The 23,138-nt window shown below is 61.2% G+C and carries 24 protein-coding genes and 1 pseudogene; 14 read left to right on the top strand and 11 right to left on the bottom strand.

The features are described from left to right. From AACR77_RS23040 to AACR77_RS00870, 4 genes and pseudogenes are all read right to left on the bottom strand, one after another. Positions 1-219: pseudogene (locus tag AACR77_RS23040) on the bottom strand (c-type cytochrome); the annotation flags it as partial. Positions 220-439: 220 nt separating this feature from the next. Further along, positions 440-1,465, bottom strand: a complete 1,026-nt coding sequence (tdh, locus tag AACR77_RS00880; RefSeq protein WP_042879184.1) for an L-threonine 3-dehydrogenase — start codon at positions 1,463-1,465, stop codon at positions 440-442. An 89-nt stretch (positions 1,466-1,554) separates the two neighbouring features. After that, complete coding sequence (locus AACR77_RS00875) at positions 1,555-2,745, bottom strand: glycine C-acetyltransferase (protein WP_042879183.1); 1,191 nt, start codon at positions 2,743-2,745, stop codon at positions 1,555-1,557. A gap of 183 nt (positions 2,746-2,928) precedes the next feature. Beyond that, on the bottom strand, positions 2,929-3,573 hold the full coding sequence (locus tag AACR77_RS00870) for a TetR/AcrR family transcriptional regulator (RefSeq protein ID WP_010672429.1): 645 nt from the start codon (positions 3,571-3,573) through the stop codon (positions 2,929-2,931). A 154-nt stretch (positions 3,574-3,727) separates the two neighbouring features. Here AACR77_RS00870 and rfaD point away from each other — a divergent pair, with 154 nt between their 5' ends. From rfaD to AACR77_RS00845, 5 genes are read left to right on the top strand one after another with little or no spacing between them, the layout of a single operon-like run. After that, complete coding sequence (gene rfaD, locus AACR77_RS00865; protein WP_039041134.1) at positions 3,728-4,687, top strand: ADP-glyceromanno-heptose 6-epimerase; 960 nt, start codon at positions 3,728-3,730, stop codon at positions 4,685-4,687. Positions 4,688-4,736: 49 nt separating this feature from the next. Next, complete coding sequence (locus AACR77_RS00860) at positions 4,737-6,500, top strand: polysaccharide deacetylase family protein (RefSeq protein WP_042879181.1); 1,764 nt, start codon at positions 4,737-4,739, stop codon at positions 6,498-6,500. A 22-nt stretch (positions 6,501-6,522) separates the two neighbouring features. Continuing rightward, a complete protein-coding gene (locus tag AACR77_RS00855; protein WP_042879179.1) occupies positions 6,523-7,845 on the top strand; it encodes an O-antigen ligase family protein in 1,323 nt (440 codons plus the stop codon). Next, positions 7,826-8,557: a glycosyltransferase family 25 protein gene (locus AACR77_RS00850; RefSeq protein WP_042864640.1), complete on the top strand. Its 732-nt coding sequence runs from the start codon at positions 7,826-7,828 to the stop codon at positions 8,555-8,557. Before AACR77_RS00855 ends, AACR77_RS00850 begins: the two co-directional genes overlap by 20 nt. Beyond that, the gene (locus AACR77_RS00845) at positions 8,554-9,249 is read left to right on the top strand and encodes a glycosyltransferase family 32 protein (RefSeq protein WP_042879178.1); all 696 of its coding nucleotides are present in this window, start codon (positions 8,554-8,556) and stop codon (positions 9,247-9,249) included. The genes AACR77_RS00850 and AACR77_RS00845 overlap by 4 nt, the downstream gene beginning before the upstream one ends. A gap of 21 nt (positions 9,250-9,270) precedes the next feature. On the opposite strand, the gene AACR77_RS00840 is transcribed toward AACR77_RS00845, so the two are convergent. The 4 genes from AACR77_RS00840 to AACR77_RS00825 form a co-directional block, all read right to left on the bottom strand. Further along, positions 9,271-10,320, bottom strand: coding sequence for a glycosyltransferase family 9 protein (locus AACR77_RS00840; protein WP_081999347.1), 1,050 nt, complete (start codon positions 10,318-10,320; stop codon positions 9,271-9,273). 215 nt (positions 10,321-10,535) lie between these two features. Next, entirely contained in the window at positions 10,536-11,792 is a 1,257-nt protein-coding gene (locus AACR77_RS00835; RefSeq protein ID WP_010635518.1) for a PTS ascorbate transporter subunit IIC, read from the bottom strand. 60 nt (positions 11,793-11,852) lie between these two features. After that, on the bottom strand, positions 11,853-12,140 hold the full coding sequence (locus AACR77_RS00830) for a PTS sugar transporter subunit IIB (RefSeq protein WP_042879175.1): 288 nt from the start codon (positions 12,138-12,140) through the stop codon (positions 11,853-11,855). 32 nt (positions 12,141-12,172) lie between these two features. Next, the gene (locus AACR77_RS00825; protein WP_005307534.1) at positions 12,173-12,616 is read right to left on the bottom strand and encodes a PTS sugar transporter subunit IIA; all 444 of its coding nucleotides are present in this window, start codon (positions 12,614-12,616) and stop codon (positions 12,173-12,175) included. Between the two features lie 252 nt (positions 12,617-12,868). Here AACR77_RS00825 and AACR77_RS00820 point away from each other — a divergent pair, with 252 nt between their 5' ends. The 3 genes from AACR77_RS00820 to AACR77_RS00810 all read left to right on the top strand — a co-directional run bounded on the left by AACR77_RS00820 (position 12,869) and on the right by AACR77_RS00810 (position 14,786). Beyond that, a complete protein-coding gene (locus AACR77_RS00820) occupies positions 12,869-13,891 on the top strand; it encodes a LacI family DNA-binding transcriptional regulator (protein WP_041212112.1) in 1,023 nt (340 codons plus the stop codon). Between the two features lie 265 nt (positions 13,892-14,156). Beyond that, complete coding sequence (locus AACR77_RS00815; RefSeq protein ID WP_010672437.1) at positions 14,157-14,279, top strand: hypothetical protein; 123 nt, start codon at positions 14,157-14,159, stop codon at positions 14,277-14,279. A 162-nt stretch (positions 14,280-14,441) separates the two neighbouring features. Next, positions 14,442-14,786: a DUF2799 domain-containing protein gene (locus AACR77_RS00810; protein ID WP_080560357.1), complete on the top strand. Its 345-nt coding sequence runs from the start codon at positions 14,442-14,444 to the stop codon at positions 14,784-14,786. Between the two features lie 57 nt (positions 14,787-14,843). On the opposite strand, the gene AACR77_RS00805 is transcribed toward AACR77_RS00810, so the two are convergent. Beyond that, positions 14,844-15,014 (bottom strand): hypothetical protein, encoded by a 171-nt coding sequence (locus AACR77_RS00805; protein WP_010672439.1) that lies wholly within the window; start codon positions 15,012-15,014, stop codon positions 14,844-14,846. A 56-nt stretch (positions 15,015-15,070) separates the two neighbouring features. Then, positions 15,071-15,502, bottom strand: coding sequence for a flagellar basal body-associated FliL family protein (locus AACR77_RS00800; RefSeq protein ID WP_010672440.1), 432 nt, complete (start codon positions 15,500-15,502; stop codon positions 15,071-15,073). 145 nt (positions 15,503-15,647) lie between these two features. Between AACR77_RS00800 and AACR77_RS00795 the strand changes: the two genes are divergently transcribed. Continuing rightward, on the top strand, positions 15,648-16,199 hold the full coding sequence (locus tag AACR77_RS00795) for a chorismate--pyruvate lyase family protein (RefSeq protein WP_042879173.1): 552 nt from the start codon (positions 15,648-15,650) through the stop codon (positions 16,197-16,199). Beyond that, positions 16,196-17,059, top strand: coding sequence for a 4-hydroxybenzoate octaprenyltransferase (gene ubiA, locus AACR77_RS00790; RefSeq protein WP_042864636.1), 864 nt, complete (start codon positions 16,196-16,198; stop codon positions 17,057-17,059). The genes AACR77_RS00795 and ubiA overlap by 4 nt, the downstream gene beginning before the upstream one ends. A gap of 63 nt (positions 17,060-17,122) precedes the next feature. Here ubiA and plsB read toward each other — a convergent pair whose 3' ends face one another. Then, a complete protein-coding gene (gene plsB / locus AACR77_RS00785) occupies positions 17,123-19,546 on the bottom strand; it encodes a glycerol-3-phosphate 1-O-acyltransferase PlsB (RefSeq protein WP_042879172.1) in 2,424 nt (807 codons plus the stop codon). 204 nt (positions 19,547-19,750) lie between these two features. On the opposite strand from plsB, the gene lexA reads away from it, so the two are divergent. The 4 genes from lexA to AACR77_RS00765 form a co-directional block, all read left to right on the top strand. Then, positions 19,751-20,377, top strand: a complete 627-nt coding sequence (gene lexA / locus AACR77_RS00780; RefSeq protein ID WP_010672444.1) for a transcriptional repressor LexA — start codon at positions 19,751-19,753, stop codon at positions 20,375-20,377. A 431-nt stretch (positions 20,378-20,808) separates the two neighbouring features. Next, complete coding sequence (locus AACR77_RS00775) at positions 20,809-21,018, top strand: hypothetical protein (protein ID WP_080560358.1); 210 nt, start codon at positions 20,809-20,811, stop codon at positions 21,016-21,018. A 190-nt stretch (positions 21,019-21,208) separates the two neighbouring features. Further along, complete coding sequence (locus AACR77_RS00770) at positions 21,209-21,835, top strand: SCO family protein (RefSeq protein ID WP_042879170.1); 627 nt, start codon at positions 21,209-21,211, stop codon at positions 21,833-21,835. 14 nt (positions 21,836-21,849) lie between these two features. Beyond that, positions 21,850-23,138: MATE family efflux transporter (locus tag AACR77_RS00765; protein WP_052224760.1), on the top strand; the 1,289-nt coding region annotated here is incomplete at its 3' end.

The following is a 23,138-nucleotide window of genomic DNA, read 5'->3' as shown; positions in this document are numbered from 1 at the left end:
GGTCTCGCCGTCACGGGGGCCGGAGGAGGCTGCCGCAGGCGCGGCCGCCGCGGTCGCAATGCCTTCCAGATCCTTGGCGGTATAAACCTGGCCAACCGGGGCAATACGCTCGGCGATGGCCTCTGTCGACATGTCATCGGCGGCAAGGACTGCGCCGGACAGAGTGGCGGCCGCCATCCCGGCAGCCAGCAAATAGCTCAGTTTTTTCAACACGCTCATGTACTCCCAGCAGGCTCTTATTATCCCCAGAAAACGACGGGATTATAACCGAATAGTTACAGTCATTTAAACGCTTGTGTGTGAAGTGTTAAGCAATCTGCAAACAAAGTGGCAGAGCGGGAAGGGGTGATCCCACATAAAAAAACCCGGCATGCGCCGGGTTTCGTGAGGCTGAACAAGAGAGGGCACGCTGATTGCCCAGGCGCCCCTCCGCGTGTCCTCAATCCCAGTTCAGGATCACCTTGCCGGACTTGCCGGAGCTCATGGCTTCGAAGCCCTGCTGGAAGTCATCGATATGGAAATGGTGGGTGATGATGGGGCTGAGATCCAGGCCAGACTGGATGAGGCTTGCCATCTTGTACCAGGTTTCGAACATTTCGCGGCCGTAGATCCCCTTGATGAAGAGTCCCTTGAAGATCACCTTGCCCCAGTCGATGGCCATGGTGGAGGGCGGAATGCCGAGCATGGCGATTTTGCCGCCGTGGTTCATCTTGTCGATCATGTCCTGGAAGGCGCTGGGCACCCCGGACATCTCCAGCCCCACATCGAACCCTTCGGTCATGCCGAGATCTTCCATGACATCGGAGAGCTTCTCCTTGGCCACGTTGACGGCACGGGTGGCGCCCATCTTGCGGGCCAGTTCCAGCCGGTATTCGTTGACGTCGGTGATCACCACGTGACGGGCGCCAACGTGACGGCAGACGGCAGCGGCCATGATGCCGATGGGGCCTGCGCCGGTGATGAGCACGTCTTCACCCACCAGGTCGAAGGAGAGGGCGGTGTGCACGGCGTTGCCGAACGGATCGAAGATGGCGGCCAGCTCATCGGGGATGTTGTCCGGCAGCTTGAAGGCGTTGAAGGCCGGGATCACCAGGTATTCGGCGAAGGAACCCGGGCGGTTCACACCCACACCAATGGTGTTGCGGCACAGGTGGGTGCGACCGGCACGGCAGTTGCGGCAGTGGCCGCAGGTGATGTGGCCTTCGCCGGAGACGCGATCGCCGATGGCGAAGCCGCGCACTTCCTGGCCGACGGCGACTACCTCTCCCACATACTCGTGCCCCACCACCATGGGGACGGGAATGGTCTTCTGGGCCCACTCGTCCCAGTTGTAGATGTGCATGTCGGTGCCGCAGATGGCGGTCTTGCGGATCTTGATGAGCAGATCGTTGTGGCCGAGCTCGGGAGCCGGGACATCAGTCATCCAGATGCCGACTTCGGATTTGAGTTTGGAGAGTGCTTTCATGACAGATTCCTCACGGCGCCATGCCGGGTACAGAGGGTAATAAAATGGGGCCCAACCTTGGCCCCCGTTTTAATCAGCCAGCCATGTGATCAAATCACACCGAGCTCGCGACCGATGCGAATGAAGGCATCGATCGCCTTGTCCAGTTGCTCCCGGGTATGGGCGGCGGACATCTGGGTCCGGATGCGCGCCTGACCCTTGGGTACCACGGGGAAGGAGAAGCCCACCACGTAGATACCGGCGTCCAGCATGCGGCTCGCCATCTCGGCGGCCAGTTTGGCATCCCCCAGCATGACCGGAATGATGGCGTGATCGGCACCGGCCAGGGTAAAGCCGGCGGCGCTCATGCGCTCGCGGAAGTAGGCACTGTTCTCCTTGAGGCGGGCACGCAGGTCGTGACCCTCGGCCAGCATGTCGATCACCTTGATGGTGGCCGAGACGATGGAGGGTGCCAGGGAGTTGGAGAAGAGGTAGGGACGGGAGCGCTGACGCAACCAGTCGATCACCTCTTTCTTGCCGGATGTGTAGCCACCGGACGCGCCACCCAGCGCCTTGCCCAGGGTACCGGTGATGATGTCGACCCGTTCCATCACCTCGCAGTATTCGTGGGTGCCGCGGCCGTTCTCACCGATGAAGCCGACGGCGTGGGAGTCATCCACCATCACCAGCGCATCGTACTTGTCGGCCAGATCGCAGATGGATTTGAGGTCGGCGATGACGCCATCCATGGAGAAGACGCCGTCGGTGGCGATCAGCTTGAAGCGGGCGCCGTCGGCATCGGCCTGCTTGAGCTGGGCTTCCAGTTCGGTCATGTCGTTGTTGGCGTAGCGATAGCGCCTGGCCTTGCACAACCGCACCCCATCGATGATGGAGGCATGGTTGAGGGCGTCGGAGATGATGGCGTCTTCGGCACCGAACAGGGTCTCGAACAGACCGCCGTTGGCGTCGAAGCAGGAGGAGTAGAGGATGCTGTCTTCGGTGCCGAGGAAGGCGGACAGCTTCTGCTCCAGCTCCTTGTGCTGGTCCTGGGTACCGCAGATGAAGCGCACGGAGGCCATGCCGAAGCCGTGGCTCTCGAGCCCCTGATGGGCGGCGGCAATCAGGTCGGGGTGGTTGGCCAACCCCAGGTAGTTGTTGGCACAGAAGTTCAGTACCTGCTCGCCGCCCACCGCAATCTGGGCCTGCTGGGCCGAGGTGATGATGCGCTCCTGCTTGTATAGCCCTTCCGCCTTGACCTGTTCGAGCTGTTCGGTCAGGTGACGATAGAATCCGTTAGACATCCTCGGTCCTCATTGCTGTATCGACTGTGTTATCAGGATCCCGGGCCGTGCAACCCGCACGGTTCGGCGTCGTCACGGTCGCGACGAAACGCCGACAGACCCTAGAATGGGCAACATTTTACTGTAATCCCTGCGTATAAATTCAAATTTTTATGCTGATAATCAACAATTGTGAAACAGATCTCACCCGGCTGGTTGGGCCAGTTGGTGATAATGTTGCTCCAGTTGATGTATCTGGGGGGCCACCTGTGGCTGCACGTAGGGGCGCAGCAAAAACAGCACCCGCAAGACCCCCTGGTAGAGCAGGGGTTTGGTGATGCGGGTGGCCGGGGCCTGGGCAATCTGGAACGGGATCCAGCAGGTGACGACCATCTTGATGGTCTGGCCGAGATCCGGCAGGTCTTCATCGCTGACGGCGATGATACCGCCTTCGCGCAGGCTTCTGAGCAGCGTCTCCACGGTGGCACGGAGCTGCTCCTGTGCCTTGAGGTATTTCTGCTGCAGAAGCTCGTCGCGACTCAGGATGTCCGGCAGATTCGCGTAGAAGAAGCGGAACTGCCACATCAAATAGAAGATGGCATCCAGGTAGCCCATCAGATCCTCCAGCCGGATCTCGCTGCTGCGGATCGGAGTGAAGCTGTCGCTCAGGTGGCGGGCGTACTGATCGAAGATGGAGTGGATGATGTCTTCTTTGTTTCTGAAGTGGTAGTAAAGGTTGCCCGGGCTGATGCCAAGGTGTGCGGCAATGTGGTTGGTGGTGATGTTGCGCTCGCCCTGATCGTTGAACAGCTCGGTGGCGCTGTGGATGATCCTGTCTCTGGTCTTCATCGCTGGTCCCTCTGCCGGGCCCGAAGGGGAAAAGTCATCGAGGTCGAATCCCCTTGCGGCCCGTGATAAACTTTTCGGCAATTTCAAATTGGCCCACTATACACAGCTTTAACAGGCAGTCACACGGGGCCACAACGTACGCGAGGCAAACTCCATGATCGTAGTAACTGGCGGTGCTGGCTTTATCGGCAGCAATCTGGTCAAGCAGCTGAACGCTCAAGGACGGACCGATATCGTGGTCATCGATGACCTGACCGACGGCACCAAGTTCGTCAACCTGGTCGACCTCACCATCGCCGACTACATGGACAAGGACGAGTTCCAGGCGCGGATCGTCTCCGGTGACGAATTCGAGGAGTGGGATGACGGCATCGAGGTGATCTTCCACGAAGGCGCCTGCTCCGCGACCACCGAGTGGAACGGCAAGTTCATCATGGAGGTCAACTACGAGTACTCCAAGGATCTGTTCCACTACTGCATCGAACGGGAAATCCCCTTCATCTACGCCTCTTCCGCCGCGACCTATGGCGGGCGCAACGACAACTTCATCGAAGATCCCAGGTTCGAGCAGCCCCTCAACGTCTACGGCTACTCCAAGCAGCTGTTCGATCAGTACGTGCGTCGCTGGATGCCGGAGATCAACTCCCAGGTGGTGGGTCTCAAGTACTTCAACGTCTATGGTCCCCGCGAGCAGCACAAGGGCTCCATGGCGTCCGTGGCCTTCCACCTCAATACCCAGGTGAAGCAGGGTGACAATCCCAAGCTGTTCGAGGGCTGTGACGGCTTCCCGGATGGCGGCCAGATGCGCGACTTCATCTACGTGGACGACGTCTGCAAGGTGAACCTCTGGTTCTGGCAGAATCCGCAGCACTCCGGCATCTTCAACTGCGGCACCGGCCGTGCCGAGCCGTTCCAGAACGTGGCGGAAGCCGTGATCAGGCATCACCAGAAAGGCGCCATCGAATACATTCCCTTCCCGGATCACCTCAAGGGTCGCTACCAGAGCTTCACCCAGGCGGATCTCACCAAGTTGCGCGGCGTCGGCTATGACGGCGAGTTCAAGACTGTGGCCGAAGGCGTGGCCGATTACATGGCCTGGTTGAACCGGGCTTGATCCCCCTCTGACGGGTGGCTCTGGCCACCCGTCGATCGGATGCGCTTGCATGAACATATTGATGGCTCTCTCCCAGCTCGAAGTGACGGGCGCGGAGGTCTATGCCACCACGGTCGGCAACGAGCTGACCCGCCGTGGCCACCAGGTTTTCTACGTCTCTGACACCCTGACCAAACCGACTCTGGGGCCGGTCTTTCGGCTGCGCTTCAACAAGCGCAGCATCCTGCGCCGCTTCTGGCATGTCTTCTATCTCATCTATCTGATCCGCAAGCACAGGATCCAGCTTGTACACGCCCATTCGCGCGCCTCGGGCTGGAGCAGCTACGTCGCCTGCAAGCTGACCGGCACCCCCATGATCACCACGGTGCACGGGCGCCAGCCGGTACACGCCTCCCGCAAGGCATTCCATGCGCTGGGCTATCGGGCGGTGGCAGTGTGCGAGGATATCGCCAGCCAGATCATCGACAACCTGGGGGTGGACCCGGCCATGGTGCAGGTGCTGCGCAACGGCATCGAGACCGACAAGTTCCAGCCCGTGCCGATACCGGACAACGACAAACCGGTGATCGCCATCATTGGTCGGCTGAGCGGTCCCAAGGGGGAGCTCTGCTACCGGTTGCTGGACGAGGTACTGGATCTGGAAGCCTGCCGGGTGCGCGTCGTCAGCGGTACCCAGGTGCCGGCGCGTTTTGCCCGTTTTCAGGACAAGGTCGACTTCGTCGGTTATGTGGACGATGTGCCCGCCCTGATGGCGGGCTGCGATCTGGTGATCGGTGCCGGTCGGGTGGCGATGGAGGCGCTGCTGTGCGGTCGTCCGGCGTTTGCCATCGGCGAAGCCAGGGCCATCGGTCTGGTGACGGAGCAGAATCTGGACGAGGCGCTTGCCAGCAACTTCGGCGACATCGGCCCCAGGGATCTGGCCATCGATTTTGCCGGTCTGAAGGCGCAGATCCCTTCGGCGCTGGCCTCCAAGGTGGTGCCAGACCCAGTGCGCCAACGGATCCTGCAAGAGTATGATTTGCAAGGCATCGTGACCGGGCTGGAATCCGTCTATCAGGATGCCGTGGTCGAGACCCTGCGCCGGGAGATGCCGGTCATCATGTATCACCGCTTCATCGAGCACGAGAGCGAAAAGGGGGTGCATGGCACCTGGCTCCCGGTCGCCATGTTCGAGAAGCACCTCAAGCTGATGAAGTGGCTGGGCTACGAGACGCTGACATTTGCCGACCTGGCGGAGAACGGGTTCATCCACCGGCTGCAATACGGCAAGAAGTACCTGATGATCACCGTGGACGACGGCTATCGGGACAACCTCACCCGCATGCTGCCGCTGCTGGAAAAGTATGGCTACAAGGCGGTGGTCTATGTGGTGACCGGTGAGGATCACAATCGCTGGGATGTGGAGCACCCGACCCACCCCGATACCCCGGTGGTCCTGATGACCCCGGAGGAGATCAAGGCGCTGGTGGCCTCCGGTCATGTGGAGATCGGGGGCCATACCCTGACTCACCCCCGCCTGAGCACGCTCCCCCCAGAGGAGCAGGCCCACCAGATCCAGGCCAACAAGGCCTGGCTGGAGCAGTTGCTCGGCCATCCCCTGATCTCGTTTGCCTATCCTTACGGGGATCTGAACGACAGTGCAAAATCCCAGGCCGTTGCCGCCGGTTATCGCTATGCTGTGGCCACCAACAGCGGCCCCAGAGCCATGCACCGGGATCCGTTCCAGATCCGCCGGATCGCCATCTTCCCCCGCACAGACATGTTCGGTTTGTGGCGCAAGATCCGTGGCAACTATGTCTTCCGAAAAACCTGACAGGGAATACACCTTGCTCCGTATGACAGATCATGACTCATCGACGAGTGACTATTTTCTCCGCATCTTTCACGGCCAGGCGTTCGGCAACTTCATCTTCCTGAATATTCTGGGTTACACCCTGTTCAAGGATTCGATTCAGCTGATCGCCGACGTCTGCCAGACCATCATAGTGTTGGCCACCCTGATGGCCTTCTATGTGGAAAGGGCCTTCTTTACAAGGAACAGGATCTTTCAACTGCTCTGTCTGGCCCTGGTGGTACAGAGCCTGAGCTGGGTCGCATCCAGACAGTTCGTGCCCGACTATGCCCTCAAATACCCTTCTGTGAAGTCGATGGCATACCTCTTCTTCTTCCTTGGTCTCGCCTACTGGCTGAAGGGGGACCCGCGCCGCATCGTCATCACCCTGCTGACCTTCTGCCTCGGTGTCATTTTCACCTTTGCCTATCACTCCTCCTTCTTCTCCATCGTCGAGACAGGTCTTGATGGGGCCAGGGTTGATTTCAATTACCGCAATGCCCAGCACGGCTCCCTGATCGCGGGTGCCTGCTTCCTGTTTTTTGTGCTCTTGTTGCTTACATCGAAATTCAGGAAGCGGGCGCTGGGCAATGCCGGGATTCTGCTTGGTATCCTGTTGTTCGGGGTCTTCTCCGTCATTCTGCAGTCCCGTCAGTCCTGGCTGGCGATCTCGGCTTCGCTGGCCATCCTCCCCTTGCTGGGGGGAGGAGAGCATTGGCCAAGGCGCAAGGTAGTGTTGACCTACGCCATCTTGCTGATGACCATGCTGGCGCTGTATCAGGTTTCGTTCATCCGGGAGCGGTTGCTGGCCGGCTTCGTGCATCAGGGGGATGTGCATGCCATCCTGACGGGTAACTGGAACGAGGTACGGGACTTCAGCATCGGTGTGCGATTGAAGACCTGGTTGGAGGCCATCCAGTGGTTCCTGGCTCACCCCTTCTTCGGGACAGGCTATGGCAGCCAGTCGTTGGTGATCACCCTCTCCAAGGCGCTGCCTGACTACATTACCCGGGAGTTTCGTCACCTGCACAACTCCAACATGGAAACACTGGTGTGCTGGGGGGTAGCCGGTTTCCTGGTGTTGTATGGCACACTTTTCTCGGTGCTCCGCCAGGTGCTGTGCTGTCCGGTTTCGTCCCGTTTCATCAAGATGCTGGCCATCTCCTTCATCCTCTATTGGCTCATCATCAACAACTTCGAATCATTCTTCTACATGCGTTCCGGGCAGTGGGTATTCAGCGTCTTCATGGGCGCCATCTACTCGACCGCATTGCATTGGGAACTGAACAGGCTTGGAAAGGAAGGTCATGAAAATTTACGTCATTAGTCTGGACAGGGCCGTCGAGCGGCGCAGTCGTGTCGAGTCTGTGCTCTCTGCCAGAGGCATCCCCTTCGAATTTTTCAGCGCAGTGAACGGTTTTGAGGGGCTGCCCGAGCGGCTGCAGGCCCTGCCGGATGATCAGCACAGGATCCGGTTTCGCAGCAGACCGCTGACGCCCGGGGAAAAGGGGTGCTATGCCAGCCACTATCTGCTGTGGGAGAAGTGTGTCGAGCTCGACGAGCCCATCCTCATCCTGGAAGACGATTTCCTGCCCACCCAGTATTTTGAAGAGGTGGTGGGTACCCTGCCGAAGATCCACGAACAGTACGAGTACGTGAAGGTGGAACCCCAGATCGGTACCGCCACGGCCCTGACTACAGTGGACAACATGCAGCTCATGTTCTGGCACAACAACTCGTGCTGGACCACGGGATACAGCATCTCTCCCCAGGGGGCCCGCCGGTTGCTGGCCCACAGCCAGCGGTGGCTCTGTTCGGTCGACAACTTCATCGGTGAGTCCTATCGCACCGGGCTCATCTGTACCGGCCTGATTCCCTATGCCATCTACAGTCCGCGGGACATGGGCAGCGACATCCAGAATCAGGTCGTGCTGAAGAAAGTTCCGCTGGGATTCAAGTTGACCCGTGAACTCTATCGCTTCTACCGCTTCGTCAGGATGGCCCTGTGGAACATGAAACAGGCGGGGGGCAAGGCATGAGTACGACCAGCAGAACCATTCACGCCATCTGGCTCGGCAGCCGCTTGCCTCCTTTGGCGCACGTGTGCATCGATGACTGGCGCAAGCAGGGTTACAGCTACAAGCTGTGGCTGGACACGGATCCGCAGGTCAAACGCTGGATACAGGAGTGCACCTTTGCCCGGGAGTGCTACCGGCGAGGCCTGCTGGCCTTCGTGACCGATTATCTGCGGCTCAAGATCCTCGCTCAGGAAGGGGGTCTGTATCTGGATACCGATGTCACCATCAACCAGGATCCCTTCCCGCTCTTCGAGTCCGTGGCCTTTGGCGTTGGCTACGAATCCGATCGGCTGATCGGCACCGCGGTCATCTACGCCAGACAGGATTCGGCCATGCTGTCCGAGCTGGTGCGCTTCTATGAACAGGAGATCATGTCCTCTCCCATGTACATGGGGCCGGAGATCATGACACACCTGGTCTCGGAGAAGCTGGCATCATCAGGGGATACCGCCCTGATCGCCCCCGTGCACTATTTCTACAACTACCAGGGGGAGGCGATTCATTTCGAGCCGGCGGCAGAGCGCTACATGACGCACTGGTTCCAGCACAGCTGGAAACGCTCATCCGGTCTTGTGTTCCTGCGTGCCAAGGCCAAAGGCTGGTCAGGGTATCTCTATGAATGGCAGAAGGAGTTCTTCCGCCTGCGCAAATGATGGCGATATGGCATCACCGTGCTAGACAGTGGGCAGGGGAGCCGTGTCTCCATCTGCCTGCTTGCCGGTGACAGGAGTGACTTGACTCCAGAGCTGATCCAGCTGCATTTGTACCTCGCGCACTTCCTGCTGCGGATCTTGGCGACCCGTGTCGACGAAGCGATAACGGGGATGAGAGACGGGATTGGCAATGGCGGAGTGTCCGAGGGGAGAGACGATGGTGAGCAGGGGGATATCCAGCGCCTGCGCCATGTGCCGTGGGCCTGTGTCGTTGCCGACGAAAAGCTGGCAATGGGCGAAGAGCCCCACCAGCTCCCGTACCGAGCGGGTCTGAACATGGTCAAACACGCTGGCCTGCAGCGCTGCTGGCAGTAACGGCTTCAGGCTGCGGTTGTACTCCTCTTCCCCCGGCCCGCAGTAGATCAGGATCTGGGCGTCGTGCTGCTCGATCAGCCAGCGCGCCACCTCGGCGAAACAGTCGATGGGCCAGCGCTTGTAGTGACCGAGGGAGTTCACTCCCATGGCGATGAGTGGCCGGGTCGGGTCGACGCCAGCGGCCAGCAGGATCTCGCGCCCCCGTTGTCTCTCCCCGTCGCTGAGCCAGAGATAGTAGTTGCGATCCTCCCTGGCGAGACCCAGGGGCTTGAGCAGTGAAAATCGGTCGTCCACCAGGGTGCTGTTACCCTGATGCTCGGTGTCATGGCGAAAGCGCACGATGCGGTTGTGGCCCAGGCGCCATGGGAAGGAGTCGAAGCCGATCCGCAGGCGGGCGCCGGAGAAGAGGCAGGTGAGCAGGCCTATCATCTGGCCCTGGCTGTTGATCACCACATCGTAGCGCTCGCGGCGAATGCCCAGCAGCAAATCCTTCATGTAGCGCCACTCGTTGCGGCGCGCCTTCTCGATGATGATCAACCGATCGATGTTGGGGTTTCCCTCTGCCATGCCCGCGCAGTAATCCATGACCAGATAATGAACTTCCCCGGCAGGGTCGTGCTGCTTGAGGTTGTTGCACAGTGCGGTGGAGATCAGCACATCTCCTATCTGTTTGGTTTGTACTACCAGGTATTTCATGGAAAGGGCCTCGAGCGAGGTCGGGTGGAACGTCAGCGCATCAGCATATCGCACTCCCCTGTCAGATGCTGCCGCTATGGGGTGAAAATCCGATCCAACGCACTGTGTTTGCACATATTTTCGACGTTGTTCGGGCTGGTGGGGCCCGGCTGGCAGTGTGGGAAGATGAGCGGGGGCATGGCACCGCTGGCCATGCCCCCGATGGGGAAGAGTGATCAGCGTACGATGAGGCCGAGCAGGATCCCCACCACACCGAAGTCGGCATCGCTGAAGGTGGTGTTGGCAAAGCCCAGATCTCCCAGTACCGGCAGCAGGAACACCGGCAGGAAGGTGATCAGCAGGCCGTTGGCGAAGGCACCGAGTAGAGCGCCGCGACGGCCGCCGGTGGCGTTGCCGAACACCCCGGCCGCCGCACCAACGAAGAAGTGCGGCACGACGCCTGGAATGATGACGGTGAGCCCCAGCAGGTAGAGCAGCACCATGCCCACCAGACCGGCGGCGAAGCTCGACAGGAAGCCGATCAGCACCGCATTGGGGGCGTAGGGGAAGACGATGGGGCAGTCGAGCGCCGGCTTGGCGTTGGGCACCAGCTTGTCGGAGATCCCCTTGAAGGCCGGCACGATTTCGGCGATGACCATCCGTACCCCCTGCAGGATGACGTAGACACCGGCGGCGAAGGTGATGGACTGCATCAGGGAGAACATGAACCAGTGTTTGCCCTTGGCGACTTCCGATACGTAATCCGCACCGGCAAACAGGGAGGTGATAAGGAAGATGATGCCCATGGTGAAGGAGATGGCCACCGGGGTATCGCGCAGGAACAGCAGGCTCTTGGGCACCTGCACCTCTTCGCTGCTGTGGGCCTTGTTGCCGAACTTGGCGCCGATCCAGCCGGCCAGCACGTAGGAGCAGGTGGAGAAGTGGCCGAGTGCCACGTCATCGGAGCCGGTGATCTGCTTCATGTAGGGGTGGGCGAGGGCCGGGAACAGCACCATGGTGACGCCGACCACCAGGCTGCCCACCGCGATGAGCGGGATGCCGCTCATGCCGCCGGCGGAGAGGATGGCTGCCACCATCATCGACATGAACAGGGTGTGGTGACCGGTCAGGAAGATGAATTTCCACGGGGTGAGCCGGGCGATCAGGATGTTCACCAGCATGGCGAAGAACATGATCATCGCCATCTCCTTGCCGAATGACTGCTGGGCGATGGAGACGATCGCCTCGTTGTTGGGGACGACCCCCTTGATGCCGAACGCGTGCTGGAAGATGGTGGCGAAGTCGCCCAGCGAGTTCACCACCAGGGTGGCGCCAGCCCCCAGGATGACGAAGCCCATGATGGTCTTGACCGTGCCCTTGATGCACTCGGTCACCGGTTTCTTCTGGGCGATCAGGCCGATGAGGGCGATGAGGCCAACCAGCACGGCCGGCTCCGACAGCACGTCAAACATCAGAAAATTGAAAAATTCCATGGTCAGCTCCAAGCAGATGGAAGCGGCGGCTCACCAGCCGCCCAGACAGTCACAAAGGGGTTAGAGTGCGCCCAGTTCGCGCAGGGCGATGGCGAGTTTTTCTTTCATGGCGGCCTTGTCGACCATGTTGTCCAGCGATACCAGCCGACCGTTGACACCCATGCTGACCAGCTGTTCGGCGATGTCGCGGGTGGCGACAAAGATCTCGGCGCTCTCACTGCCGGCGGAGGCGAGATCCCGGTGATCCACCTCGGCCGTCACGGCCAGCTCCTTGAGAATGCTCTTGATGCTCATCTCCATCATCAGGCTGGTGCCCAGGCCGTGTCCGCATACAACCAGAATCTTCATGTTCTCTTCCTCTGTCGGGCGCAGGGCGCCACTCAATAACGCGCCAGGATGCGCAAGATGTCGTCTTTGCTGGTGGCCGCCATGATGGCCGCCACGTCTTCTTCATTCATGAACAGCTCGGCCAGCTGGGCGATGGTCTCCACGTGGGAGTTGCTGTCGCTGGCGGCCAGGGTGACCAGCAGCCGCACCGGGTCGTTGCCCTCGGAGCCGAAGTTGACCCCCTCCTTCAGCACGGTCAGCGCCAGTCCCAACCGGTTGACGCCGTCTTCCGGGCGGGCGTGGGGCATGGCCAGGCCCGGTCCCAGCACGTAGTAGGGGCCGAGCTCCTCGTGGGAGCGATAGAGCGCCGCCACATAGGAAGGCTCTATGGTGCCGTTGGCCAGCAGGGGGGCGGTGGCCAGCTCGATGGCGTGGCGCCAGTCGCGGGCGCCCGCTTCGATGGAAATGACCTCCTCGGTCAGCAATTGGGTCAGCATGGCAGTGTCCGGGCTGGATAGGATGGCGCCAATCTAGCGATCTTGCCTCTTGATAACTGTGAGCTTGATCGCGAAAGTTAGCGCTACCAGATAGCGCTAACATTGATCTGTGATAGCGCTATCATTTCTCTCACAGAAGGGATTCATCCTGCCCCTTATCGGCCTCAAAGAAGGTAAAATCCGGTTTGAGCAAATAGTCAGTGCCCCGCTTTTGCCTTAAAGTGAATGCCCGTATGCCGAGGAAGGGAAAGGATGTCAGAAGCGAAAAAACGCCGCAGCACGGGTCGGGTGACCCTCAACGACGTGGCCCAGTTGGCTGGCGTGGGAGCCATGACGGTGTCGCGCGCCCTGCGCACCCCCGAGCTGGTGTCCGACAAGATGCGCGAGCGCATCGAGGCGGCGGTGGATGAACTCGGCTATATCCCCAATCGGGCGGCGGGGGCGCTGGCTTCCGCCACTTCCCAGACCATAGTGGTCATCGTCCCCAGCCTGGCGGAGCGCGCCTGCGGTGATATGATTGCCGGGCTGCAGCAGACCCTGCTCGCCGAGGGCTATCAGATCATGCTGGGGGATGCCCAGCACCTGAAGCAGCAGGAGGCCAGCCTGCTCAGCAATTTCCTGCAGCACAATCCGGCCGCCGTGGTGTTGTTTGGGGGGGATCCCGGGGAGGTCATCCGGCAGCGCCTGCAGGCGGCTCGCTTGCCGGTGGTGGAGGTGGGAGCCATGGCGCGCCATCCCATCGACATGAACGTCGGGGTCTCCAACTTCGATGCCGGTTATCAGCTGACCCGCCACCTCATCGAGCGCGGTCATCGCAACATCGGCTTTCTCTGTGCCCGCCAGGAGCAGTGGATGCTGCAGCAGCGCATGCAGGGCTGGCAGAAGGCGCTGCTGGACAACTACCTCTCCCCGGACGCCATCATCAATACCTCTGAGCTGCCGAGTTTTAGCACGGGGGCGGCCATGCTGGGGGAGTTTCTGCTGCGCTGGCCCGAACTGGATGCGCTGATCTGCGTCAACGACGAGCTGGCGGCCGGGGTGCTGTTCGAATGCCAGCGCCGCCATCTGAGCGTGCCGGGCAAGCTCGCCATCGCCGGTTTCGACGATCTGGATGTGGCACGCGCCTGTCATCCTGCGCTGACTTCGGTCAGGATCCCCTATCACCAGATGGGCAGGGAGGCGGCGGAGCTGATCCTGCGCCAACTGGCGGGCGAGGAGGTGGCCGGCATGAGCCTCGCCCTGGATTTTCAATTGCAAAAGCGCCAGAGCACCTGACGAGCGATGCCACGACAGGGCGAGGCAAGCATGTTCAAGGCGTTGTGACCGAAGGCCAGGTCGGTGCACCGTCGCCCTGCGCGGGCACTGCCAGCCGACGTGTTCGCCCGGTCTGTCACCGGGTTGGAGCAGAGCGTGGATGCCACCGGAGCCATGACTCCAGGTGGCTGGCTGCACCCTGGTCAAGCTCTGAGCGGAACCACTGGCGAGCACCATTATTCTGGATAGACTTTGTAGGCCGGTGCACTATCCAAGGAGAATGAGCATGGGTACGCAGACGCCTGATTTCGATCTCGATGATGACTGGGAGCCGGAATCCTGGGAAGACGAGCTGGAGGAGCTGGATGACGAGAGCTGGCAGGACTATGACCCTCTCGACGATCAGTGACTCCCTGTAACGCCTGAGGGCGGGCCTGGTGCCCGCCCGATTTTTTGTGTGGCGAGGGGGGCAGCCCTTGGTGAGAACGGGGCGGGCTGGTTAGAATGAACTGCTCAAATGACGCTGTACGAGGCAGGCAGCGGCTCAACAACGATTCCAACGACGCCAAGGATGAATATGCGCTCACTCGTCATCATGTTTTGTGCCGCCCTGCTCGGGGGCTGTGTTTCCAACTCCGACGACCCTTGCGAGAAGGTGTGGAGCGACGTGGGAGAGGCGGACGGCAAGCTCGGTTTTGCTGGCGATCGGGTGGCTTTTCACCAGACCCAGTGCGGGGAAAAAGTGGACGTTGCCCTTTGGGAGCTGGGTCGCCAGAAGGGGCTGGCCTGGTATTGCCGACCCGAGCATCTCTATCTGGCAGGACGGTCGGGAGAGGAGTATCGCGGCGTCTGTCCCAACGACGTGCAGGCCCGTCGCCTGTTTGAACAGGGTCGCCATGGCTGGACTGATCAATAAATCAGCCTTCCTCTCTCTTCTGAAATATTGCGTGAACCTCTTCGTGAGAAGAGGGACCTACCCTTCTTTATGCTTCAGCCGCAGCGGCTGGCACAGGTAATCCTTGTCATTGGCGCTGCGGGCACACTTGCCACACACGAATTTGGGTTTGCGCACAATCTTGCGCAGCGTCTTGAGATCGGCGGGGATCTCGTGACGGCGCCACTCACACAGCGTCTTGTGACCCATGACGTCCTCGACAGTGAATGCAACGGGTGAGAGGGGCAGGACCCCTCCCGGTGTGGTTACTGGTACAGGTATTTGGTGAAGATGAGCTCGCGGACCGCCTTCTTGCCCGTCTCCTTGACCAGCAGCTCGTTGACCTTGGCCTCACACTCCTTGCGCAGCTCTTCCCGGTTCACCAGGGACTTGATCTGTGCGCCCGTCTTGCTGCCAATCAGCCGGATGATGGCGTCGCGGATCAGGGGGTCGTGCTGCTCCAGCAACTTGAGGTCGGCAGCGTCCGTGGCCATCAGCTCTACCGTCACCCGTACATAGCCGAGGGTTTTGCCGTCGCCAAGGTAGTTGGTGATGATGTCCGGATCCAGAGCGTGATAGGCGAATCCCGGCTGGACGGCGGAGGAGGCGGGATCGGTGGCCTCTTCCTCATTGGCGAAGGCCTGTGTATTCAAGAGGGTACACCCCAGGGACAGCAGCAGAATTCTGAAGATCTTCATCTGGATGGCTCGGCAGCGACGGATGCCCCATTTTTGATGCTGCCATCGGGGCCGTCAAGCACGGATGTTCTTACAATTCGCCATTGATTTACGGATAATAAACCGGTTTTTAACCTGACAACGGAAATCTCCGGATGGTGAAGCTGTGAAGTCCGAGTTGACTGTTCCCCTCGTCCAGCTCGTCCCGTGGCGGGCGCCTGCAGAGTGCGAACCACCCGAGGCGCTGCGTCCCTGGTTGCTGGAGGCCGATTCCATGACCCGGCGCCTGCGTCGTTACAATCATCACCTCTCGGTGCAACTGCTCGGCAATCGCGCCGTGTCGCTGACGGTGGACGAGCAGGCGCTGGTGGCGGTGTCGGCCCCCGTAGGCATGTGCCGCGAGGTGATCCTGCACGGTGATGGCGGGCCTGCCATCCTGGGTTGGACCCTGTTTGCCGAAGCGGCCTTGCAGGGGGGCGGTTTGCAGGATCTGGGAGAGCAGCCGCTGGGAGAGCGCATTTTCGGTGAGGCACCGGCGCGGCGGGATCACCTGCAACTGGCCTGTTTCGAGATAGCGAGCAATCCCTGGTGTCCGGCCGCCACCGTCTGGGGGCGTCGTTCCCGCCTGTTTCTGGGGCAATGGCCACTGCTGGTCCATGAACTTTTCCTGCCCTCGCTATCGTCTCATTCGTTGCCATCGGATAAGGAGCTGGAGTGAAGCTGTTAACCAAGGAGCGGGGACTGGCCTATGCGCAGTTGGCCCGCATCGACAAGCCCATCGGTACCCTGCTGCTGCTGTGGCCGACCCTGTGGGCGCTCTGTCTGGCGGCTGGTGGCCTGCCTGACCCCTGGATCCTGACCGTGTTCGTGGTGGGCGTTTTTCTGATGCGCTCCGCCGGCTGTGTCATCAATGACTATGCGGATCGCAACTTCGATGGTCATGTGAAACGCACCGCCGGGCGACCGCTGCCCATGGGGCGGGTCGCCGAGCGGGAAGTGCTGGTGCTGTTCGCCGTGCTGGCGCTTCTCTCGTTCGCCCTGGTGCTGACGTTGAACCCGCTCACCATCAGCCTGTCCTTTGCCGGTCTGCTGCTGGCGGTCTGTTACCCCTTCATGAAGCGCTTCATCCCCATCCCCCAGCTGGTGCTCGGCATGGCCTTCTCCTGGTCCATTCCCATGGCCTATGCGGCCCAGGCCAATGCCCTGCCGCCGGAAGCCTGGCTGTTGTTTCTTGCCAACCTGCTGTGGACCATCGCCTATGACACCGAGTACGCCATGGTGGACAGGGATGACGACCTCAAGCTTGGCCTCAAGTCGAGCGCCATCCTGTTCGGCCGTCACGACAAGCGGATCATCGGCGCGCTGCAACTGGCGACCCTGCTGATCCTGCTGGGGATCGGGCAGCTGATGGGGCTGGGATCCGGTTATTACTGGGGACTGCTGGGGGCGGCGGCGCTGTTCGTCTACCAGCAGCGACTGATCCGGGAGCGGCAGCGGGAAGCCTGCTTCCAGGCTTTCCTCAACAACAACTACGTGGGGGCGCTGGTGCTGCTCGGGGTTATGGTTCACTACCTCTAACCTGCCCCCTTCCTTGATGAAAAAAGGCCGCATGATGCGGCCTTTTTGTTGGGTGTCGACGCCTCAGAGCCGGTTGCCCGCCTGGATGGTGCGGCGGATCTTGTTGCTGAGCAGCGGCACTATGTTGTCGGCCAATGCCTGGAAGCGGCCGAGATCCGGTTTGCAGCCCGGATCCAGATAGCCTTCGCTGCGCAGGGTGTGGATCAGGGTGCTGAAAAGCTTGGGGTCGAAGAACTCGGGGGCGTTGATGCCGTGCAGGGTGCCGAGGCGTTCCGCCATCATCAGGCCGTCCGCTTCCAGCTGCTCCGCCTCGATGTGGGGCTGGGCCAGCATGCGGGTCAGCACGATGGCGTAGCGCTGCAGGGTCTCCTGGATGCTTTCGGCCAAGAGCAGCAGGCGCATCTGGTTGCCGGGGTTGACCCAGTAGCCGCCGTCGCGTGCCTCGACCAGTTGCTGGCGTAACAGCTCGGCCAGCAGGGCATCGATCAGTTCCGGCAGCTCGTCCTCTTCATAGCGCAGGAAGAGTTCGGTCTTGAGCAGGGGGTAGATGTCGACACAGCGGGCGACGATCTCGCTGCGGGAGATCCCCTCGCACCGCTCGATCAGGGCCGCCACCAGGGAGGGCATGGCGAACAGGTGCAGTATGTTGTTGCGGTAGTAGGTGAGCAGGATCGCCTGATAGCGGTCCAGGCTGATGATCTGGCCCAGCTTGTCCTCGCTCACCTCGAACTTGTTGAGCTCCATCGCCTGCTCCAGCAGGGTCCTGGCGTCCTCGTCCGGCATGGTGCTGTGCGGGCTGTAGGGCACCTGCTTGAGCAGGTCCAGATAGGTGTTGAGCTGGGCCTGGAGTTCGTCCCGGGTCAGGGCGTGGCGCTCGGCGGCCAGCAGGGCCAGGGCACTCAGGGTCAAGCCGTTGACGGCGGCGGCATCGTTGATGCGGGTCATCAGCAGCTCGGCCAACTGGTTGACGGTGGAGGCCATCCACTCGGGACGTTCCTCCCGGCCGATGCTCTCCTTCCAGGTGGGTACATGTTCGCCGAGATAGCTGTTGAGGGTCAGCGGTTCGCCGAAATTGACGAAGCCACGGCCATAGTTGCGCAGCTTGCGCAGGATGCCGAGCACCTGCAGGAAGCTTTCCTTCTCCTTGCGGCTCCCCTTGAGTTCGTTGTGGTAGGTGTTCACCTCCATCACGTGCTCGTAGCCGAGGTAGACGGGGACCAGGGTCACCGGCCTGTCCAGCCCGCGCATCATGGCCTGCAGGGTCATGGCCAGCATGCCGGTCTTGGGGGGCAGCAGGCGACCGGTACGCGAACGCCCGCCCTCGGTGAAGAACTCCACCGAGTAGCCCTTGGCGAACAGCAGGTTGAGGTACTCCCGGAATACCGTGCTGTAGAGCGGATTGCCCTTGAAGGTGCGGCGGATGAAGAAGGCGCCGCCGTGGCGGAAGATGGGGCCTGCCGGCCAGAAGTTGAGGTTGATGCCCGCCGCGATGTGGGGCGGCACCATGCCCTGGTGGTAGATGACGTAGGAGAGCAGCAGGTAATCCATGTGGCTGCGATGGCAGGGGACGTAGACGATCTCGTGCCCTTCCTGGGCCAGCTGACGCACCTGCTCTGCTCCGTTGACCGAGAGGCCGCGATAGAGCTTGTTCCACAGCCAGCCGAGGAAACTCTCCCCGAGGCGGATCAACCGATAGGAGAAATTGGAGGCGATCTCGTCCATGTAGCCGTGGGCACGCTTTTGCGCCTTCTCCAGGCTGATCCCTTCCCGTCTGGCCTCCTCCTCGATGGCCTGCTGGATCACGCTCGAATCCAGCAGTTGCTTGAACAGCAGGTTGCGGTTCGGCAGCTTGGGCCCGGTGGCGGCCAGCTGCTGGCGGCTGAAGTGGGTGCGGGCCACCCGCGCCAGCTTGTGGGCGATGGCCTCGTCGGTGCCGTGCTTGTCCGCCATGTAGCGCAGGGAGAGGGGCGGGGAGAAGCGCACCAGGTTCTCGCGCCCTTTCAGGATCACGATCAGCGCCTTCTTCAGGCGGTTTGGCGCCAGGCTGCTGATGATGTTCCAGCCGGAGGCCTCCTCGCCTTCCCGGCCCGGGGCGCGGCCCCAGAACAGGGTGACGGGTACTACCTGGATGTCCAGCGCCGGATCCTGCTTGTGCAGGTCCAGCAGCTGGTGGAACTCCTGCAGGAAGGGGAGCGGCTTGTTGCGCGTGCCGAACAGGGGAGGCGGACGATCCAGACAGACGTAGCGTGGCAGCAGTTGACCGTTCAGCTCCAGCGGCGTGAAGGGGCCGGGCAGACCGAGATCCTCGCAGCACTGTTGCAGGGTCATCAGGTCGGTGATCGAGCTGGTCTTCAGGGCATAGACGATGGGTCTGGCCGGATCCAGCTTGAGCTCGGTGATGGGGTTTTCCGGCAGGCTCTTGTGATTGACCAAGCCGCTGACCGGCCATTGCAGGATGGCTCTGGAAATCTTCTGTCCAAGGGACATGTGCGTCTGCTCTCCAAAAAAATGCGGCGTGAGCATAGCAAATCACCGGTTGCTTGTCGCCGAGAGGTACGATGAGTCGGCACTTCAGAGCAGGGGGAGGGACAAATGTGCGTCGGGTCGCGACAAATGCCAGTTGCGCCTTGCCTTGGCCCCAGCACTGTATATACTGCCAGTGTGCTGTATAAAAAGACAGGTGCCCATGCTATGAAACCCCTTACCCCTCGCCAGGCTGAAGTACTCGAGCTCATCAAGGCGAACATGAACGAGACCGGCATGCCGCCGACTCGCGCCGAGATTGCCCAGAAGCTTGGCTTCAAGTCGGCCAACGCGGCCGAAGAACATCTAAAGGCCCTGGCCAAAAAAGGGGTCATCGAGATCATGCCGGGTACGTCCCGCGGCATTCGTCTGCTGCTCGAAGAAGAGGACGTGCAGCCTGAAGAAAACGGCCTGCCACTGATTGGCAAGGTGGCGGCCGGGGAACCCATCCTGGCCCAGGAACACATCGAGAGCCACTACCAGGTGGATCCCGCCCTGTTCCACCCGCGGGCAGACTTCCTGCTGCGGGTGCAGGGCATGAGCATGAAGAACATCGGCATCATGGACGGGGACCTGCTGGCGGTACACAAGACCCAGGAGGTACGCAACGGCCAGGTCGTTGTGGCACGGCTCGACGAGGACGTCACCGTCAAGCGCTTCCAGCGCAAGGGCAGCCAGGTGTGGCTGCTGCCGGAAAACGAAGAGCTCTCCCCCATCGAGGTGGATCTCGCCAGTCAGCACCTCACCATAGAGGGCCTGGCGGTCGGCGTGATCCGCAATGCCGACTGGATGTAAGCATCCGATGCGATGAAGAGGCCTCCTGCGGGAGGCCTCTTCATTTTCATCTGCCGATGGCATCTCCCTCCCCACCTTTTCGCTTCTCCTTCCTGTGCACACAGTCTCGCCGCACGACATGCATTTCGGATATATCCTTTGATAAGGCCCCTGTCATGGTCGGTGATCAGGGAAGGGGGAGTCGCACCGGGCAGTACGCCATGGCAGGGATGCATGATCGCCGGGTCGGTGCGCAGAAGGGAGAGTCGCCTCAGACTGGGGACTCGTACAGTCAGTACGCTGCCGTGGTTGGTTCGTCGTTGAGGACAAAGAGACCCGTCAGCGTGACCTGTTGAGCAAGGAGGACAGGTATGGCTTCAAGCTCGCCGTGGGATCCGGTGCCGGCCGCAGCGCCCGCATCTTCCATCACCCGATTCATCAAGGGCAGTCGGATGACATGGTTCTATGCGCTCTGGGTCTATCACAAGGGAGATGGCTGGACCATCTGGCTTGGGTGCCCCAAAGACAAGATTGTCCGCCTGGTTCGTCTGTTTCGCCGTCATCACGACATCGGATTGCCGGATGAGCCCTGGACTGCCCCCGTCATCCCGCTGCGCGTCCCCCTGAGACGTGCCCAGCCGCAGCACAGGCTGCGGCCCTGATCCCTCTTCCTGTACAGACAAGAGCCCCGCCAGAGCGGGGCTCTTGTTTTGGCGCCGATGCGGCTTATCCATGGCACAGACGCTTTCCCGCCGGGATGCAAGACTAGCCATCGGCGGGGGCAGGCGGGTTACAATGACCCCTACCGGTTTTGCCCCCAGGGCTTCTAACATAAGCAAGGCTTTGTTTTATATGGTTAAACCACGCTTTTACCTGCTGCTGTTGCTGTTCATCGGCGCCATTGCGGCGGCTTATTACTGGAGTCAGCCCGCGGTGCCGGAACAGGCCGATTACTACCCGGCGGGGCGAGACATCAACCCGTTTGCCCTCACGGATGCGGATGCACAGCCCTTTACCCCTGCCAACCTGACGGGACACTGGAGCTTTCTGTTCATCGGTTACACCTACTGCCCGGATGTCTGTCCGACCACGCTGGCGGATCTGCGCAGCGTCTATCCGGCGTTGAAGAAGATAGCCCCCACTAGCCAGGTGGTATTCATCTCGGCGGATCCCCAGCGGGATGACAGCGCCCGCCTGAAGAGCTATACCGCCTTCTTCGAGCCCGAGTTCAAGGCGGCGACCGCACCTCACAGTACCCTCTTTCCTCTGGTCCGCAATCTGGGGCTGGTCTATTCCATCGTGGAAGGGGATCGCAAGGACTACCTGATCGACCACTCTGCCTCCATCGTGCTGATCAACCCCGAGGGGAAGCTGGTGGCCACCTTCCGACCCAAAGTAGCACCGGGTGAGGTGCCCCACGTGGACATGCAGGCCATGGTGGCCGACTTCGCGCGCATCGTGCGGCTGGTTGGCGAGTGAGCCCGGCGCGCACCATGCTGATTCCCGCCTGGCTGAAGGATCCTCGCCGCCACAGAGCCGTCTTCGCCCTGGCCCTGCCCATGGTGTTCTCCAACGTCACCACGCCCTTGCTGGGGCTGGTGGACACCTGGGTGATCGGTCATCTTGGCCAGGCCTGGTTTCTCGGCGGCGTCTCGGTCGGTGCGACCTTCATCAATCTGCTGTTCTGGTTGCTTGGCTTCCTGCGCATGTCCACCACAGGGCTGACCGCTCAGGCTCAAGGTGCAGCCCATGCCGAAGGGCAGCTCGACACCCTGGCGCGGGCCCTGGGCTTGGCGATCGGACTGGGCATGGCGCTGTTGCTCCTGTTGCTGCCGTTCCTGCCTGCCATCATCGCCCTCGGTGGCGGCTCTTCCGAGGTACAGACCTATGCCGGTCAGTATGTGTCGGTGCGGATCTGGAGCGCCCCGGCGGCCTTGTGCAATCTGGTCATCATGGGGTGGTTGCTGGGCATGCAGGATGCACGCAGTCCCATGCTGCTGCTGATCCTGGGCAATCTCGTCAACATGGTGCTGGATGCCTGGTTCGTGCTGGGATTGGGCTGGCAGGTGAAAGGGGTGGCCGCAGCGTCCCTGCTGGCGGATTACAGCACGCTCGGGGTGGGGCTCTGGCTGGTGAGCCGGCATCTGCGCCGACTTGATCCCGGGGTGTGGCACAACGCCTGGCTGCGTTGGCGCCAGTGGCCGGCCCTGCTACGGCTGCTCGCCCTGAACCGGGATATTTTCATCCGCTCCCTGTGCCTGCAACTCTGCTTCGTGTTCATGACTCTGCAGGGGGCCAGGCTGGGGGATGTGGCGGTGGCCGCCAATGCGGTGCTGCTCAATTTCCTGATGCTGATTTCCTACGGGCTGGATGGATTTGCCTATGCGGTGGAAGCCATGGTAGGGCGCGCCATCGGGCGGCGTGATAGGCCGCTGCTGCGGGAGGCCATCGTCCTCAATCTGGGCTGGGCGCTGCTGATCGCCCTGGCATTCACCCTCTCGTTTGCCCTGGGGGGCCACTGGCTCATCCGTCACATTACCGACATACCGGCGGTGATCGCCGAGGCGCAACGTCAGCTCCCCTGGCTGGTGGCCATGCCGCTGCTGGCGGTCTGGTGCTTCCTGCTGGACGGGGTCTTTATCGGCGCCACCCGGGCCCGGGAGATGCGCAACAGCATGCTGGTGGCGGTGTTTGCCGGCTTCTTTCCCATCTGGTGGTTCTGCCAGGGATGGGGTGTGGCGGCCCTGTGGGCCGCCATGAGTGCCTTGATGGCCGGTCGTGG

Source organism: Aeromonas sp. ZOR0002 (genome assembly GCF_963866995.1).
GTDB classification, from domain to species: domain Bacteria; phylum Pseudomonadota; class Gammaproteobacteria; order Enterobacterales; family Aeromonadaceae; genus Aeromonas; species Aeromonas caviae.
Note: the sequence above shows the minus strand (reverse complement) of the source record. Positions and strands in the feature narration are given on the sequence as shown.

Bases quoted from the DNA above. Each gene is read 5' to 3' on its own strand.
- tdh (WP_042879184.1), bottom strand. From the start codon at position 1,465: ATGAAAGCACTCTCCAAACTCAAATCCGAAGTCGGCATCTGGATGACT.
- AACR77_RS00875 (WP_042879183.1), bottom strand. From the start codon at position 2,745: ATGTCTAACGGATTCTATCGTCACCTGACCGAACAGCTCGAACAGGTC.
- AACR77_RS00870 (WP_010672429.1), bottom strand. From the start codon at position 3,573: ATGAAGACCAGAGACAGGATCATCCACAGCGCCACCGAGCTGTTCAAC.
- rfaD (WP_039041134.1), top strand. From the start codon at position 3,728: ATGATCGTAGTAACTGGCGGTGCTGGCTTTATCGGCAGCAATCTGGTC.
- AACR77_RS00860 (WP_042879181.1), top strand. From the start codon at position 4,737: ATGAACATATTGATGGCTCTCTCCCAGCTCGAAGTGACGGGCGCGGAG.
- AACR77_RS00855 (WP_042879179.1), top strand. From the start codon at position 6,523: ATGACAGATCATGACTCATCGACGAGTGACTATTTTCTCCGCATCTTT.
- AACR77_RS00850 (WP_042864640.1), top strand. From the start codon at position 7,826: ATGAAAATTTACGTCATTAGTCTGGACAGGGCCGTCGAGCGGCGCAGT.
- AACR77_RS00845 (WP_042879178.1), top strand. From the start codon at position 8,554: ATGAGTACGACCAGCAGAACCATTCACGCCATCTGGCTCGGCAGCCGC.
- AACR77_RS00840 (WP_081999347.1), bottom strand. From the start codon at position 10,320: ATGAAATACCTGGTAGTACAAACCAAACAGATAGGAGATGTGCTGATC.
- AACR77_RS00835 (WP_010635518.1), bottom strand. From the start codon at position 11,792: ATGGAATTTTTCAATTTTCTGATGTTTGACGTGCTGTCGGAGCCGGCC.
- AACR77_RS00830 (WP_042879175.1), bottom strand. From the start codon at position 12,140: ATGAAGATTCTGGTTGTATGCGGACACGGCCTGGGCACCAGCCTGATG.
- AACR77_RS00825 (WP_005307534.1), bottom strand. From the start codon at position 12,616: ATGCTGACCCAATTGCTGACCGAGGAGGTCATTTCCATCGAAGCGGGC.
- AACR77_RS00820 (WP_041212112.1), top strand. From the start codon at position 12,869: ATGTCAGAAGCGAAAAAACGCCGCAGCACGGGTCGGGTGACCCTCAAC.
- AACR77_RS00815 (WP_010672437.1), top strand. From the start codon at position 14,157: ATGGGTACGCAGACGCCTGATTTCGATCTCGATGATGACTGGGAGCCG.
- AACR77_RS00810 (WP_080560357.1), top strand. From the start codon at position 14,442: ATGAATATGCGCTCACTCGTCATCATGTTTTGTGCCGCCCTGCTCGGG.
- AACR77_RS00805 (WP_010672439.1), bottom strand. From the start codon at position 15,014: ATGGGTCACAAGACGCTGTGTGAGTGGCGCCGTCACGAGATCCCCGCC.
- AACR77_RS00800 (WP_010672440.1), bottom strand. From the start codon at position 15,502: ATGAAGATCTTCAGAATTCTGCTGCTGTCCCTGGGGTGTACCCTCTTG.
- plsB (WP_042879172.1), bottom strand. From the start codon at position 19,546: ATGTCCCTTGGACAGAAGATTTCCAGAGCCATCCTGCAATGGCCGGTC.
- lexA (WP_010672444.1), top strand. From the start codon at position 19,751: ATGAAACCCCTTACCCCTCGCCAGGCTGAAGTACTCGAGCTCATCAAG.
- AACR77_RS00775 (WP_080560358.1), top strand. From the start codon at position 20,809: ATGACATGGTTCTATGCGCTCTGGGTCTATCACAAGGGAGATGGCTGG.
- AACR77_RS00770 (WP_042879170.1), top strand. From the start codon at position 21,209: ATGGTTAAACCACGCTTTTACCTGCTGCTGTTGCTGTTCATCGGCGCC.